Source organism: Micromonospora sp. NBC_01392 (assembly GCF_045040125.1).
Classification (GTDB): Bacteria; Actinomycetota; Actinomycetes; order Mycobacteriales; family Micromonosporaceae; genus Micromonospora.
In genome coordinates, this window is record NZ_CP109549.1 from 50,035 (window position 1) to 65,119 (window position 15,085).

Consider the following 15,085-nt stretch of genomic DNA (forward strand, 5'->3'; position numbering starts at 1 on the left):
GATTCACCCTTCCGGTCGGACGCACTCCGTGCGCTGACCCTTTGGCCACATCAGGACTGACAGAGAAAGATCTCCCGACTTGAATGAGTTCGATAACCCCAATGGCACGTATGTGGTCCTGGTCAATGATGAGGAGCAGTACTCACTGTGGCCGGCGAAGACAGCATGCCCGTCTGGCTGGCGGGGGGCGCGGGAGGCGGGCTCTCGCGACGAGTGTCATACGTTCATCGAGTCGACCTGGACCGACATCCGGCCGGCGAGCGCCCGGGGTGCCGCGCCTGAGCGCGACCCGGTGGCGCTGATTCACGACCTGGTCTCCGAGCAGGCCGCGCGTACGCCCCGCGCCGTGGCGGTCAGCCACGAGGGCGCCGTACTGACCTACGAAGAGCTGGACACGCACGCCGAGTCGCTGGCCGCCCGACTGCGATCGGCGGGCGTCGGGGGCGGATCCGTCGTCGCCGTCGTCCTCGGCCGGTCGCTGCCGCTCATCACGACGCTGCTGGCCGTCCTCAAGGCCGGTGGGGCGTACCTGTACCTCGACCCAACTGAGCCGGCCGACCTGCGGCGTCGGATCGTGGCGGACTCCGCCGCCCGGTTCACGGTCGTCAGCCGCGAGACCGCGGACGCGGTCCCGGAGATCGGCCAGGTCTTGTACGCCGATGACGAGAGTGCCGACCGGTACGCGCCGGAGCCGGCCGACGAGACTCCGATCACGGCAGACACTCCCATGTACGTCTGCTACACCTCTGGATCCACCGGTGAACCCAAGGGTGTGGTGGTGCCGCACCGGGCAGTCTTCCGGCTGATCGACCAGCCCGGGTGGATCGACGTCTGGCCCGAGGACGTCTTCCTCCAGCTCACCCGCGTCGGGTTCGACGTCTCCACCTTCGAGATCTGGACCCCGCTGGTGCGCGGCAACCGGCTCGCGCTGGCGGGCTCGGGTCACGCCGACTTCGCTGAGCTCATCGCCACAGTGCAGAACGAGGGCGTGACCGTCCTGTGGCTCACCACCGGACTCTTCCACAAGATCGTCGACCATCATCTCGACGGCCTCGGCGGGATCCGCCACCTCCTGGCCGGCGGAGACGTCCTGTCGCCGATGCACGTCCGGCGGCTCATGGAGACCTACCCGCACCTGGTCTTCACCAACGGGTACGGCCCAACCGAGAACACGGTGTTCTCGACCTGCTGGACGTCGCGTACACCGCCCAGCGGTTCTCGGGTGCCGATCGGGCGGTCCGTCGAGGGCACCACGACAATGGTCCTCGACGAAGCGCTCCGGCCGGTGAAGCCGGGCGAGGTCGGCGAACTCTGGGTCGGCGGGGCCGGCGTGGCCATCGGCTACCTGCGCAGGCCGGTGGCGACCGCGGAGAGGTTCGTCGCCGACGTCGATCCAGCCCGGCCCGGCGCCCGGATGTACCGTACCGGCGATCTCGTGGTCACCGACGACACCGGCGACCTCAACTTCCTGGGCCGTGCCGACCGGCAGCTCAAGATTCGGGGCTACCGCGTCGAGCCGAGCACTGTGGAGATGGAGCTGCTGACCCATCCGAAGGTGCAGCGGGCCGTGGTGCGCGCCCACACCGACGGGGCGGGCGACGCCCGGCTCGTCGCCACCGTCGCCGTCGGCGAGCTGCCGGCGGACGAGGCGAAGACCCTGGGCAACGAACTGCGCGACTACCTGCACAAGACCTTGCCCGCGCACCTCGTCCCCTGGGGCATCTTCCCGGTCGCGGACATCCCGCTGAACCGAAACGGCAAGGTCGACCGCTCGGCCCTGCCCGCGGCCCGGATGCCGCGCAACGTCTGGAACGATTACGTCAAGCCCGCCACCGATCTCCAGCGCAAGCTGGCGGAGATCTGGAGCGACGCCTTGGAGATCGAGTCGATCGGCATCACCGACGACTTCTTCGCGCTGGGCGGGCATTCACTGCTCGCGGCCGAGCTGCTGGCCGCGCTGGAAAGCCAGTTCAAGGTGGCCATGTCCGCCCGCACGTTGTTTCTCAATCCCACAATCGAGGCTTTGGCCGAAGAGCTCTCGCGCCGGCTGGACAGCTCCGCCGCCGAGGCCGGACAGGGGCTACGAAGATGACCGATGTCCACGAGACACCCGCCCGGCTGGTAGGCAAGTGCCCGGTGAGCCATACGGCGGCGTACGGCGTCGCCGACCCCATGCTGTTCAGCGACGGCGACTACCGCGCCACCTGGGCCCACCTGCGCGGTCTCGACCGACTGACCTGGCAGCAGGTGGACGAACGACGCGGCTTCTGGTCCGTGGTCAAGTACGAGGACGCCGACCGGGTTCTGCGCGACCACGAGACGTTCACGTCCGAGCGGGGCACCATGCTCGACACCCTGGGCACCCAGGACCCCGCGGGCGGCCGACAGATCCCGGTGACCGACCCACCCCGGCACACCGGGATGCGCGCGCGCCTGCAGAAGGCGCTCACGCCCAGGTCCGTCGAAGCGCAGCACGCGGAGATCCGGACTCTGGTGCGCGAGCTGTTCGCGCCGCTGGGCGACGGCGGCACCTTCGACTTCGCCCAGGCCATGCTCATGCTTCCCGTGGCGGTGGCCGGGGTCGCCATGGACCTGCCCCGGGCGGACTGGCCGCGGCTGTGCCACCTGCTCAACGCCTCGATCGCAGGCCACGATCCCGACTACCTCGACGCCGGCTCCGGCAACGCGGTGGCGACGGTGGACGGCGCGCACCGGGAGCTGTTCGCATACTTCCAGGAGATCTACCGCGAGCGGAAGCGCAAGCTCGGCGATGACCTCATCAGCGTGCTGATGACCACCCAGGTGGACGGTCGGCCGATGGCGCCCGGCGAGGTCATGTCCAACTGCTACAGCGTACTGCTCGGGGCGTCGGTGACGACTCCGCACTCGCCCAACTACGTCATGTCGGAGCACCTCGGGAACGGGCTGCTCGACGAGTGGGCCGCCGACATCAGCGTCACGGGGTCGGCGGTCGAGGAGGCCCTGCGGCTCGCCGCGCCCGTGAACTACTTCATGCGCCATGCGACCCGGGACGTCGAGGTGCGGGGCACCATCGTCAAGGAGGGCGACCCCCTGGTCATCTGGTTCGGATCGGCGAACCGGGACGGGGACGCGTTCCCCGATCCCGACGAGTTCCAGCTGCGGCGCAAGCCGAACCGGCACCTCTCCTTCGGCATGGGCCCGCACTACTGCGTCGGCCACACCCTTGCCCGCGCCACCCTGAAGATCCTCTTCGAGGAGTTACTGACCTCGTACCACCGGTTCGAGCCCGCCGGCGCCCCGGAAAGGATGCGCTCGACGTTCGTATCGGGTTACAAGCACTTGCCGATATCGGCACGCCCCCTCTGACGATCACCGAGAGGCAAGGAGCTCCATGTCCGACGGACGTCGCTGGTTCAAGCGTTTCGGAAGGCCGGCAGCCGGGGCGACCACGCTGCTGTGTCTGCACCACGCGGGCGGCAACGCGGCGATGTTCCGTGCGTGGCGGCGGTTGCTGCCACCGTGGGTCGACCCGATCGCGGTCCAACTGCCCGGTCGTGCCGACCGGATCGACGAGCAGCCGTACCACTCCATGGACGACCTGGTCGACGGCCTCGTCGACGCCGTAGAGCCATTGCTGGACAAGCCGGTCGCCCTGTTCGGAGCGAGCATGGGCGCGCGGGTCGGCTGGTCTCTCGCCCATGCCCTACGCGAGAGAGGGCTGCCGATGCTGCGCGCGCTGTACGTCTCGGCCAGCTCGGCGCCGAGCCTTGATCGTGAGGTGCGCGGCTGGAACGGTCCGGACGAGGGCCTGGTGCAGTACATGAGGACGCTGGGAGGCACCCCGGCCCAATTCCTCGACGACCCCGAGCTGTTGGGTGAAATCGTGGCCACCCTGCGCGCTGACCTGACCGTGCTCAGTACGCACACGTATCAGCCCGACGTGCTGCTCGACATCCCCATCACAGCCTTCGCCGGCGCTGCCGACGAGGAGTCCTCGCCGCAGCAGCAGGAGCCGTGGGGCAAGGAGACCACCGGTCCGTTCGTCATGAACATCCTGGACGGCGGGCACTTCCCCGACGCGGACGCGACGCGATTCGTGATCGACGCCGTATCGAAGGACCTGCGATGAGCTGCCCCGCGTCAATGACCCAGACGAGTGGTTCCGATACAAAGGTGGTGGCCCAGTGAGCGGAATCAACGTGGGTCGGCCCCCGAACAAGTGGTTTCTGCGGGCTCCACTGGCCGAGGTGTCAGCGCGCCTGTTCTGCATACCCTATTCCGGCTGCGGCGCGCTCATGTACCGGCGGTGGCCGGACTCCTATCGGGGAATCGACATCTGTCGCCTGCAACCGCCGGGCCGGGAGAACCGTTTCAGAGAGCCTATCTTCGCCACCTACCAGGAGATGGCGGTCGCGCTGGCTGACGCCGTCGAGCCGCACCTCGACGTCCCCTACGGCTTCTTCGGTCACTGCGGTTCCGCCCTCGCGGCGTACGAGGCGACCGCGGAGATCGAGCGGCGCGGCTGGCCGACGCCGAGTGCTCTGTTCATCTCGTCGCAGGTCGCGCCGCAGGACGGACCGGCCGGGCGCTGGCTCGAGATGAGCCGGTCGGAGCTGAACGACGAGCTGGACACGCTGACCATCGCGATGGGCGGCGTCCCTGTCGCCGAGCTCAGTGATGTCTATCTGGACATCCTCGAAGCGGACATCGCGGCCAACAAGCGGTACGTCATGCCGAATCCACAGCGGCTGGCGACGCTGATCATCACGATCGGGTGGAGCGAGGACCACGAGGTCGACCATCGGCAGATGGGCGGGTGGGCGGCCTGCGGGGAAACGCGTTTCGTGCTCCTCGACGGCCCGCACCAGCATTTCATCAGCGGACCGGTGGAACTCTTGGAGACATTCGCCGCGGAACTGCCGACCCTGGACTGATGGCTGGACGCAAAGACCCCTATACAGCTGAATCATAAGGAGCTTCAATGCTGCGTCTAGCGCTGGTGAACATGCCCTTCGCCGCCTGGAACCGCCCTTCTTTCGCACTGGGCCAGCTCTCGACCGTCATACGACGTGAGTTGGGTTCCGACGTCTCGGTCGATGTGCACTACCTGAACCTGGACTTCGCAGAGTATCTCGGCAGGTCGGCCTATGAATCGATCACGGAGAAGCTGGAGCACTTGCACACTGGGGTTGGTGACTGGCTGTTCAGGGAGATTGCCTTTCCGGATGCCGCCGACAACTCGGACAAGTACTTCCGCCGGTTCTATCGGGGCGACGAGTGGGTCGAGTTCCGCGATCTCATTCGCGAACGCCGGGCGGGACTGCGTGATATGTGTCTCGACCTGATTGACCGTCACCGGCTGACCGAAGCCGACGTGGTGGGGTTCACCTCGATGTTCGCCCAGAACGGGGCCAACATCGCGATGGCGCGGCTGATCAAGGAACGCAACCCCGACATCGTCACCATCATGGGCGGTGCGAACTGCGAGGTGCCGATGGGCGCGGTCATCGCGGAGAGGGTGCCCGCGCTCGACTACGTCTTCTCCGGTCCGTCGCTCGACACACTCGTGACCTTCATGAAATACCGGGTGGACGGCCGGCTGGACGAAGCCGATGGGATTCCGGGAATTCTGTCCCGGCGTAATTGCAGGGATCCACGCTTCCGTAAGGCCATCGGCACCGATCACGACATCGATGACGTCCTGTTCCCGGACTACGACAGTTTCTTCGCCGCGCTGGCGGAGTACCCGAGGCTCACGGAGGCGAACCCGGCCGGACCGATCCTCTTCTTCGAGACATCCCGCGGTTGCTGGTGGGGAGAGCGTTCGCACTGCACGTTCTGCGGACTCAACGGGCAGAGCATGAATTACCGCTCCATGGATTCAGAGAAGGCCGTGGAACAGTTCAAGTGGCTATTCGGTTACGCATCCCAGTGCTCCACCTTCTACTGCACGGACAACATCCTACCGCGCCATTATCCCCGGGAAGTCCTTTCCCGGCTCAGCACGCCGCCGGACGTTTCCATCTACTACGAGGTCAAGCTGCCGCTGAGTCGTAGCGACATGGCCACCATGGCCGCGGCCGGCGTCAACATTGTCCAGCCAGGCATCGAAGCCCTGGCCACCTCGACGCTGAAACTAATGGGCAAGGGCACCACCGTCTTCCAGAACCTGCAATTCCTCAAGAACTGCGTGGAGTACGGCATCGAGCCGGATTGGAACCTGCTGATCGGCTTCCCGGGCGAGCCCGCTTCGGTGTATGAAAAGTACCGGCAGGACCTGCAGCTGCTCAGCCACCTGCCGCCACCGCACGGCGTGTACCTGGTGCGCTTCGACCGGTTCAGCCCGTATTTCAACCGCCGTGATGAATACGGCCTGGACCTGTATCCGATGGATTACTACGGGCTCATCTACCCGTTTGATGGCGAAGACCTCGCGGACCTTGCCTACTTCTTCGCCGACCACAGCCTGTCCCCGTACCAGATCCACTCGGCAGAGCACCACGACGCCCTAAGGGACCTGGTGGCGCGATGGCGGGAGGCATGGCAGGGGCACGACGGTCGGACGACCACCCGCGAACTGCGGCTGGTCGAGGACGGACCGGATGGCTGGATGGTCCGCGACTCGCGGTTCGACAAGCTGGTCACGCACCGGGTCGACGCCGCGACGCGCGACCTGTTGCATCGGCTGACGTCGCCGGTCCGCCGAGACCAGCTGATCAAGGGATGGTCCGGCGGGGCGGACGACCTCGACCGTCGGCTGGCCTGGCTGCGCGAGAAGGGAATGCTGTTCACCGAGGACGGCCGGATGCTCGGGCTCGTTCTGGGTGAGTTCGAGCCGGGCGACGAGTCAGGTCCCGCACCGGCGGCCGAGCTTCGGCAGTTGCCGCTGACGGTCGTTCAACGGCCGAGCCAGCCGTAGCCGCGCGGAAGACCAACGCGGCGGTGACAGCCGCGTACAGAGGAGAACTTCACTGATCGCGCGACGACCAATAATCACTGAGAAGGCCGAACGATGACGGATGCCACTGCTTCCACACACATCGTGATCGTCAACGTCCAAGAGCAGTACTCGATCTGGACCGCCGGACGAGAGCTGCCGGACGGCTGGCGAGCCGTGGGAGAACCCCGTACCCGCGAAGCGTGCCTGGACCACATCGAGCAGATCTGGACGGACATCCGGCCGCGAAATGCCGGGACGGCTTCGACGCTCCCGACCGGTTCGACATCGGTGTCCATGCAGCCCTGAGCGGACTTTCGCCCTTGTCTCACCCCCCGACCTACTGCACTCCAAGGAGGCCTGCGGTGCCCTCAGGCAGCGACCCGACCGACGCCGATGTCGTCTCCCGTTTCCTCGCACACGCCGCGGCCCGGCGCGATGCCCCGGCCGTGGTGGAGGACGGTGGGATACTCACCTACGGTCAGCTCGATGCTGCCTCGGCCGCCCTGGCCTCCTCACTGCTTCCTCAGTACGCCGGGGATCGGGACTCCGCGCCGATCGTCGCTGTCCTCCTCCCCCGTGGCGCGGCGGCTGTGGTCGCCGCCGTCGGCGTCCAGCGTGCCGGCGCCGCACATCTTTCGCTGGAACCACGTGATCCTGACGACCGGCTCCGTCTGATCGTCAAGGACGCGAGACCGACCTGCCTCATCACCGACCAGGAAGGCGAGAAGCTTGCTGCGGAGTGGGGGCTTCCGATGGTCTCCGTGGACGTAGCATCGGTCGAGGTCGCTCCGGTGGAGCTGAGCGTCCCCACGCCCGCGGACTGGGCCGCCGTCATCTACACCTCGGGCACCACTGGCACTCCGCGCGGCGTGGTCGTGCGCCATGAGGGCCTCGGCAATCTCGTTGCAGCCCACGCCGACCACTTCGGCACCAGACCCGGCGATCGGATCGGCTGGGCCTCCGACATGGGCTTCGACGCAGCCATGTGGGACGTCTGGTCGACCCTCGGCGCGGGTGCAACGCTGTACGTCGTCGAGGACGCGATCCGTCTCGACCCTGCCCGGCTCATCACCTGGCTGGACCAGCACGAGATCAGCGGTATGTTCCTCGTGACCCCGCTCGCGGCCGAGCTGATGCGTAAGTACGACCCTCCGGTCACCCTGCGTGCGCTGCTCACCGGAGGAGACCGACTGTGGCGGGTCCCGCCCGGGCGAACGCGGTCCTGGCCTGTCCACAACGCGTACGGTCCCACCGAGGGCACGGTGGTGGTCACCTGGACCGGGCCCATCGCTCCTACGAACACGGCTCCGTCACTCGGCCGCCCTCTACCCGGTGTGGTGGTGCACATCCTGGATGCGACCGGAACTCCCGTGGCAGTCGGCGAAGTCGGAGAGGTCGCCTTCTCAGGACCCTGCGTCACGTTGGGCTATCTACGCGACCCGCGGCGTACAGCCGAACGCTGGATCCCCGATCCGGCCGGCCACGGCACACGTATGTACCTCACCGGGGATCTCGGTCTACTTGACGCGAGCGGCGAACTGTGGTTTGTCGGCCGGGCTGACGGGCAGCTGAAGGTCCGTGGCATCCGTATCGAGCCGGCCGAGATCGTCGCGGCTGCTCTCGCTCTGCCCGGCGTCACCGGGGCAGTGGCCGTGCCTCTCGGTGAGCCGACCGACCCGGTGATCGGCCTCCTGTGGACCACTGACGTCACTGACCTGGACGAGGCGCAGCTGCTCACCCACTTACGTGGTCTGCTCGCCGCTCCGGTCGTCCCCAAGCGACTGCGCCGCGTCGCGGAACTGCCGCGTACCACCCGCGGGAAGATCGACCACGCTCAGGCGTCCGAACTCCTGGCCTCGACCGGCGACTTGACCGCCACCGTCCCGGCCACCGTTCCCGCCGATCCCGTGGAGCGCCTGGTAGCCGAAATCTATGCCGAGGTCCTGGAGGTAGAATTACCTCGGCCGGACGACACTCTCTTCGGCCTGGGCGGCACTTCCATGCTCGCCGTCCGCGTGCTCGCGCGGCTGCGGGAGTACGCCCCGTCCTTTCCCATGGTCCGCCTCTACCGCCACCCGACGGTACGGGAAGTCGCTGTAGCACTGAGCGAACTCGGCGCTACCATCCCAGCCCACTGAATCACCAAGATCGAATGGCATGACCGACTGAAATTCTTGGTGAGCGCGCCCCGGTCCGGGAAGAGAGTCCCGGATGGTTACCGGTTCGTCGAGAGCGCGAATTCCTCGGCGGCCTGAAGGATCGTTCGGACCACCTCACCCGGAAAGTAGCTCTCGTTGTAAAAAGCGATGATCTGCGGGGCTAAACCATCGATATCCCACTCGATCTGAATGGTCTTGGGCCAAGTCTTCTGACCTGGCACATACATGAAAACGGTCTCCGCCTTGATTCCGGTGAGCAGCGACTCCCCGAAAGAAGTCGTTCGCTGGTTGCCGAGGCCCACCTGCACCCCGGCTTCCCGGTCGATATGCGCCAGGTTTTCGTTCCAGAGCTGTCCGACGGACCAGAGCGAAACGCTGTGCTCGAACACGTCGAGCATTTGATCGAAAACTTCGTGAACCGTCTCCTCCTGCTGACGCGACCGTGAGGTCAGATGCAGGGGGACCTTCTGGACGAACAGGCCGGCGATGTCGGACGTGCCGGGCCGCACACGCCCGTGATAGTTGGTGATGACACCCACGGTCGAGTTGCCGGTGGCTTCCTGCATACCCGCCAGCACCGCTGCGGCCACGGTCGCGAACGGGGTCGCACGGCACCGTCTGGCGAGGTCGACGATTCTCACCTTCGCGTCTGCCGGCAATTCGTGCTGCACTGAGGTACTTTTGGGTTCGCCTTTCGGTTCGTAGTCGATCGGAAAGGGCGGGGGAAAAATCCCGAACCGCTCGGTCTGGGCGCGCCAGAAGGTCCGACGTCTCTCACCCCAGGCGCCGGCCAGTTCACGGCGCTCGAGCACGGCGAAGTCGTGATATGCCTTCTGCTCGACCTCCCGGTCAAGGCTCGACCCTTGGGCGGCGCGCTCGTAGAGTTCGGCGAAATCCCTCATCAGGCGGTCCCACGTAACGAAATCGACGATGATGTGGTCCAGCGCTATCGCGAAGAGGTGCCGGTGTTCATCGCGTTGAACGATCGCGATCCGCGACAACCCGAGTCCGAAAAGGTCGAAGGGGGGCTCGACGAGCCGGCGTATCATGTGAAGTGCCTCCGCATCCGAGTTGGCGACGGAGAAATTCAACTCAACCAACATGTCATCGTATGTGCAGGCTTCGTCCGACGAGAGGTAGGTCCGGCGTAGAATGTCGTGACGCAGGCAGACTCCGCGCCACGCCTCACGAACGGCGGAGATGTCCAGCTTGCCGGTGAGCCACACCACGCTGTAGACGATGTTGTGCCACCCCGCGAACTCGCCTGTCAATCGAGCCATCTCGGCGAGCGATGTCGGACCCCGCGTGGTCTCAGCCCGGCCCACAGTCATTTTAATCGCCCTCCGTGAATCAGGGTGTCAGGATCGCCGTTCGGGGGAGAAACTCGACAACGCCTCGCTTAACCGGCGGTGCCAGCGCGCACCCAGGTCGTGGGCCGCATAGCCTGCCTCCTTGTTCACCATCAGTTCGAGCCCGATCTCGTGCTTTCGGACCGTCGCGGCGGCGGTGAACGCCTGAATCGGCTGGTTTCGGCCCTTCGGTAGCGGAATCTCGATCGCCTCGATCCCGGCAACGTTCACATTGCCCTCGGTCGCGGCCGTGAAGGCGAGCATCCCCGAGACCGAGCCGGAAAAGGCTGAGCCGAGGCCGGCAACCGAGACGAAGGGCATGTCCGCGTGATCGATCTCCAGATACCAGTCGTCGAGGAAGCCAGCCATCGTCCCGCGCGGTCCGGTCCGGTCGAGCGAGATGACCGTGTTCAGGAAGCACCCGGTGACGTCGATGAATGCCGTGCTCCGGTGTCCCCAGGCGTAGGCGATGGCGGTGGTCGCGGCCCCCGTGACATCGCGCAGGGCGCGGTGGATCGAGAAGAGGGCATACGGGAAGTAGGAGCCACGGAAGGCGCTCGGACGGGCGACGCCCGGAAAGCGGACAACGGAGACGAGTTCCGGGGTCATCGGAGCGGTTCCCGGCGGAAGCTCCTCCGGGAATTTCTTCAAACGTTCTGTCCAGAAGGCAATTCTGCGTCCGTCAACGGTGGCGGCCTTCTCGAACTCGGCCCGCTCCCGGACAGCGGCTTCGAAGCGCTCCTCGAGCCCGTCCGCGGCCGGTGCCGGGGTGGCCAACTGTTGGACCATCGTTGCCTGCGACTCACCGTCAACCAGAGCGTGGTCGAAAACCATCAGTAGATAGTCGGCCTCGCGGGTGCGAACGAGACGTGCTGCCAGCGCGGCGCCGTCCAGGTCGTTCTCGAATTCATCGACGACTGCGAGGCGAAGTCGAGCGACGGCCGCTTCGTCCTCCGCCCGCACCTCAGCGAAGTCGTAGGCGTCCGAACGTCGTTCCTGGTACGCCTCGCCTCGCGAAATCCCGAGGCGATAGGAAAGAGTGGGATTTCGCAGCACGATCGAGCGCAGCACCAGATTCAGATCGCCCGCCGACAACACAACGGGCGGCAGACGAAAGAGCCGGTTCGTGGCGACTCTCCGACCGGTGCGTTCCGCCATGAGCAGGAAGCCGAGTTGTGTGCTGAGCAACGGTAGCCTGCCCGCCATGTCCCCCCTTTCCGCCGCGATCGGACCCGCATCAAGGAGCCCGGTTCACCATAGTGAAGCAGGAGAAGGCGGAGTCCTTACAGATCGCAGGAGCGGAGCCGGCCAGCTATCTGCTATCTATCAGGAACGATGCGAGGAGCAGCAAGTTCAGAACGATGATTGTTCCGCCTTTGACGAAGGAAGACGGTCGTGTCCATCCATGGAGTTCTGCGTGACCTCGCTCAGGCGGATCCTACGCGTCCCGCGCTGATCCACGGCGATGAGATCATCAATCGGGGGCAGCTCGATGCCTGGTCCGACGCGGTCGCCCGGTGGCTGGCCACGGAGGGGGTTCGGGCCAGCAGCATCGTTCCCCTTCAGTTGGAGACGTCACCGGCACTGATCGCAGCGGCCATCGGTGTGCTGAAGCTCGGCGCCGCGTACGCGGTTATGGACCTGAAGTGGAACGCGCGGCACCTTCGACGGATCGACGAGATTCTCGGCGGCGCACTCGCGGTCGCCGCCCCGGGCCGGTCCCGCGGCTGTTTCCGGCGGGAGATCGAGCTGCCCAGCTTGGCCCCACTCGGCTGCCACACCTGGGAACCGGTCCGCGCCGCCGGCTCCGACGCCGCGACGCTCTTCTTCACGTCGGGCAGCACGGGCGAGCCGAAAGCCGTGCTCTCGACGCACGAAGCGACCCTGCGGCTGTTCACCGGGGAGGGCATCCCGTTCATGGACGACGCGACGGTGATGCCACACCTGGGCTCCTCAACCTGGGACACGTTTTCGCTCGAGGTATGGGGTCCGCTCCTGCGTGGCGGCGTATGCGTGCTCCGGCAGCACCGGGCGATCGCACCCGACGAGCTGCGTCGTGAGATCTCGAACCACGGCATGAACACCGCCTTCTTCACCGCCTCGCTGTTCAACGTGCTGGTCGACGCGGACGTCTCCGCCTTCGAAGGCATGCGTCTCGTCATCGCTGGCGGCGAAGTGCTTTCTCCCCGCCATGTCGCGCGCTTCCTGGCCGCTCATCCGAACATCCCCTTCTTCAACGGCTACGGCCCAGCCGAGGCGACGGTCTTTGCCCTCATGCACCGCGTGACGCCCGGCGATACCCACGACGCCATCCCGCTGGGCCGGCCGATACCCCGCACCGGCGTGCACGTGCTGGACGGGGAGCGGGAGTGTGACCCCGACGAGATCGGGGAGCTCTGCATCTCCGGCGACGGGGTGTCTCCCGGATACCTCGGTGACGAGGCGTTGACAGCGGCCAAGTTCATTTCGGTGTTGGTAGGCAGCCGCCGTCTGCGGGTGTACCGCACCGGGGACTACGGCAGCAGGAGCACCAGCGGCGTGTTCAGGTTCACGGGACGTCACGACCGCGAGCTGAAGATCCGTGGACACCGGATCGACGCGGGCCAGATCGAGCGGACGGCGTGCGCTTTCGAAGGCGTCGCGCAGTGTGCCGCGCTCCCGCTGCTCGGCCTCTCCGGCCAGCCGGAGTCCCTGGCCCTCGCCGTGGTCCCGGCTGGTGAACACTTGGACGAGAAGGGCCTGAGGGGTGCGTTGACGGCCGGCCTACCGCCGAACTGGGCTCCGAATGTGATCGTCCGGCTTGATGCCCTGCCGCTGACCAGCAACGGAAAGCTCGACACGGTCGCATTGAGCTCCGCCGTCATGGAGTTGGTCGCAGCCCGGGCGCAGGATGATCCCGGTGATCCGATCGAGGAGGTGTTCAGCCGGATCCTCGGCGGCGAACCGGCGGATCCCGACACCTCGATGTTCGATCTGGGCGGCACGTCGCTGAGCGCGATTCGTCTGTGCACAGTCCTGAGCCAGATGACCGGTCTCAGCATTCCCGCGTCGGTCGTGCGCAGCCACCCGTCGCCCAACGCCATGCGGGCTTGGATCGCCAAGCAGTCCGCGGCAATGAACGTCGTCGAAAGCAGGACGGACGCGACCGCGCCGGCCCCGCTGAACGGGATGCAGTCCGGATTCCTCCTGCAGCACCTCGACGGCGACGACACGCAGAACCACCTCCTTTTCGCCTGGCACATCGCCGGCGCTCTCCACACCGAACCTCTCGTCGAGGCGCTGCACGATGTCCACCGACGTCATCCGTTCCTTCAAGGCCGTTACATCTTCGAGGACCAGGCCACATGGAATCCCACCGATCGCCCGGTCACGGTCGAGCACATCGAGGCCCCGGACGAGGCAACCGCCCAACAGCAGGTGCAGGCCGCCCTCAACCGGGCCTTCTCCCTCTTCGATGGGGAAATCTGGCGGGCGGTGCTCTGCCGGCTCGACGAACCCGGACGATGGGTCCTCGGCGTATCCGTTCACCACATCGCGTTCGACGGATGGTCCAAGCGGATCTTCGTAGAGGATCTGGCCGAGGCGTACCGCGCGCGGTGTGAGGGACGTGATGCCCGGTTCGCGCGTTCGGTCGCCGCGCCGTCGGAGATCTACGCGGAGACGCAGCGGATCCGGAGCTTGGCGGATCTCGCGGTGCAACGGGAGTACTGGGCGAAGGAACTGGCTGGGCTCCCGGTGGGCCAGGCGCCGTGGGTCACCCCCACGAAGGGCGTGGAGCCCGGGTTGGCGACGATCGATGTTCCCCTGACGCCGGAACAGGCGGGCTTCTTGGGCCGGCGCTCCATCGGAAACGGCCTCCTTCCGCCAGTCATCGCCGCGCTCGGCGAAACGCTGGGCGACGTCACCGGCGCCGAGGACCTGACCGTCGGCATTCCGGTGTCCCAGCGCTCCACCCCTGCTCTGCAGGACACCATCACTTGCCTGATCGACACGATGTGCGTCCGGCTGCGGGCCCACGTCGCTCACGAAAGCGCGGTTCTCGCCGCGCTGCGCAACAACGACCTGTCCATCGCCGAGGTGGCCCGGCTTGCCCGGTCGGCGGGCCGGCAGCTCTATCAAGTCATCGGCGCGGTGCAGGACTCACCGAGCGCCAAGCTCCAACTCGACGGCTGCACGGTGCGCCCGATCGAGCTGCCGTGCCTCCGCCTCCACGTTCCGCTGCTTGTCGAACTGCTCGCGGACGATGGCATCGCGTCAACGGTGCGGGTCAGTTACGAGACCGCGTCGGTGTCCGAGAGCACAGCCCGAAAGGTCAGCGCAGGTATGGTCGCCCGGCTCACGGACGACCGCGAAATCGGTCGAACTGGACAGCGACGAGCAAGAGGAGCCGCCAACTATGAGGACTGAACACACGAACGTCTCGGACCACACCGCAGCGCTCATCGAGATCTGGTGTGAAGTGCTTGAGGAGGCAGACCTCGACGAGACGTCTGATCTATTCGAGAACGGGGCCACCTCTCTGGACGTCCTCAAGATTGTCGCCCGGGTCTACGACGTCCTCGGTGTGGACCTCCGGCCGCGCGAGGTCTTCACGCATGCCTCGCCCCAGAGCCTGTTGGCATACATCGAGACCTCCCATGCCTGACGAGAATGGG

Annotated in this window: 11 protein-coding genes and 1 pseudogene; 10 read left to right on the forward strand and 2 right to left on the reverse strand. The window is 66.3% G+C overall.

From position 1 onward, the window contains the following. Window positions 1-79: 79 nt before the first annotated feature. From OG767_RS00205 to OG767_RS00240, 8 genes and pseudogenes are all read left to right on the forward strand, one after another. Window positions 80-220: pseudogene (locus tag OG767_RS00205) on the forward strand (MbtH family protein); the annotation flags it as partial. Window positions 221-292: 72 nt separating this feature from the next. Then, window positions 293-2,092 carry an amino acid adenylation domain-containing protein gene (locus OG767_RS00210; protein ID WP_405094093.1) on the forward strand — a complete coding sequence of 600 codons (1,800 nt, stop codon included), beginning with the start codon at window positions 293-295 and terminating at the stop codon, window positions 2,090-2,092. Beyond that, entirely contained in the window at window positions 2,089-3,348 is a 1,260-nt protein-coding gene (locus OG767_RS00215; RefSeq protein ID WP_405091646.1) for a cytochrome P450, read from the forward strand. Before OG767_RS00210 ends, OG767_RS00215 begins: the two co-directional genes overlap by 4 nt. Before the next feature lie 25 nt (window positions 3,349-3,373). Beyond that, window positions 3,374-4,111: a thioesterase II family protein gene (locus OG767_RS00220; RefSeq protein ID WP_405091647.1), complete on the forward strand. Its 738-nt coding sequence runs from the start codon at window positions 3,374-3,376 to the stop codon at window positions 4,109-4,111. Window positions 4,112-4,166: 55 nt separating this feature from the next. Further along, window positions 4,167-4,916 (forward strand): thioesterase II family protein, encoded by a 750-nt coding sequence (locus OG767_RS00225; protein ID WP_405091648.1) that lies wholly within the window; start codon window positions 4,167-4,169, stop codon window positions 4,914-4,916. A gap of 47 nt (window positions 4,917-4,963) precedes the next feature. Continuing rightward, window positions 4,964-6,901, forward strand: a complete 1,938-nt coding sequence (locus tag OG767_RS00230; protein ID WP_405091649.1) for a RiPP maturation radical SAM C-methyltransferase — start codon at window positions 4,964-4,966, stop codon at window positions 6,899-6,901. 93 nt (window positions 6,902-6,994) lie between these two features. Further along, window positions 6,995-7,228, forward strand: coding sequence for an MbtH family protein (locus OG767_RS00235; RefSeq protein ID WP_405091650.1), 234 nt, complete (start codon window positions 6,995-6,997; stop codon window positions 7,226-7,228). A gap of 56 nt (window positions 7,229-7,284) precedes the next feature. After that, a complete protein-coding gene (locus OG767_RS00240) occupies window positions 7,285-9,060 on the forward strand; it encodes a non-ribosomal peptide synthetase (RefSeq protein WP_405091651.1) in 1,776 nt (591 codons plus the stop codon). Between the two features lie 77 nt (window positions 9,061-9,137). Here OG767_RS00240 and OG767_RS00245 read toward each other — a convergent pair whose 3' ends face one another. Then, on the reverse strand, window positions 9,138-10,352 hold the full coding sequence (locus OG767_RS00245) for a condensation domain-containing protein (protein ID WP_405091652.1): 1,215 nt from the start codon (window positions 10,350-10,352) through the stop codon (window positions 9,138-9,140). Window positions 10,353-10,439: 87 nt separating this feature from the next. Beyond that, window positions 10,440-11,636: a hypothetical protein gene (locus OG767_RS00250; RefSeq protein ID WP_405091653.1), complete on the reverse strand. Its 1,197-nt coding sequence runs from the start codon at window positions 11,634-11,636 to the stop codon at window positions 10,440-10,442. Window positions 11,637-11,825: 189 nt separating this feature from the next. Here OG767_RS00250 and OG767_RS00255 point away from each other — a divergent pair, with 189 nt between their 5' ends. Together OG767_RS00255 and OG767_RS00260 are read left to right on the forward strand one after the other, a co-directional pair. Further along, on the forward strand, window positions 11,826-14,837 hold the full coding sequence (locus OG767_RS00255; RefSeq protein ID WP_405091654.1) for an AMP-binding protein: 3,012 nt from the start codon (window positions 11,826-11,828) through the stop codon (window positions 14,835-14,837). After that, window positions 14,827-15,075 carry an acyl carrier protein gene (locus tag OG767_RS00260; RefSeq protein WP_405091655.1) on the forward strand — a complete coding sequence of 83 codons (249 nt, stop codon included), beginning with the start codon at window positions 14,827-14,829 and terminating at the stop codon, window positions 15,073-15,075. Before OG767_RS00255 ends, OG767_RS00260 begins: the two co-directional genes overlap by 11 nt. Window positions 15,076-15,085: the final 10 nt, after the last annotated feature.

Coding starts and splice junctions, on each gene's coding strand:
- OG767_RS00230 (WP_405091649.1), top strand. CDS start 4,964: ATGCTGCGTCTAGCGCTGGTGAACATGCCCTTCGCCGCCTGGAACCGC.
- OG767_RS00250 (WP_405091653.1), bottom strand. CDS start 11,636: ATGGCGGGCAGGCTACCGTTGCTCAGCACACAACTCGGCTTCCTGCTC.
- OG767_RS00220 (WP_405091647.1), top strand. CDS start 3,374: ATGTCCGACGGACGTCGCTGGTTCAAGCGTTTCGGAAGGCCGGCAGCC.
- OG767_RS00215 (WP_405091646.1), top strand. CDS start 2,089: ATGACCGATGTCCACGAGACACCCGCCCGGCTGGTAGGCAAGTGCCCG.
- OG767_RS00260 (WP_405091655.1), top strand. CDS start 14,827: ATGAGGACTGAACACACGAACGTCTCGGACCACACCGCAGCGCTCATC.
- OG767_RS00235 (WP_405091650.1), top strand. CDS start 6,995: ATGACGGATGCCACTGCTTCCACACACATCGTGATCGTCAACGTCCAA.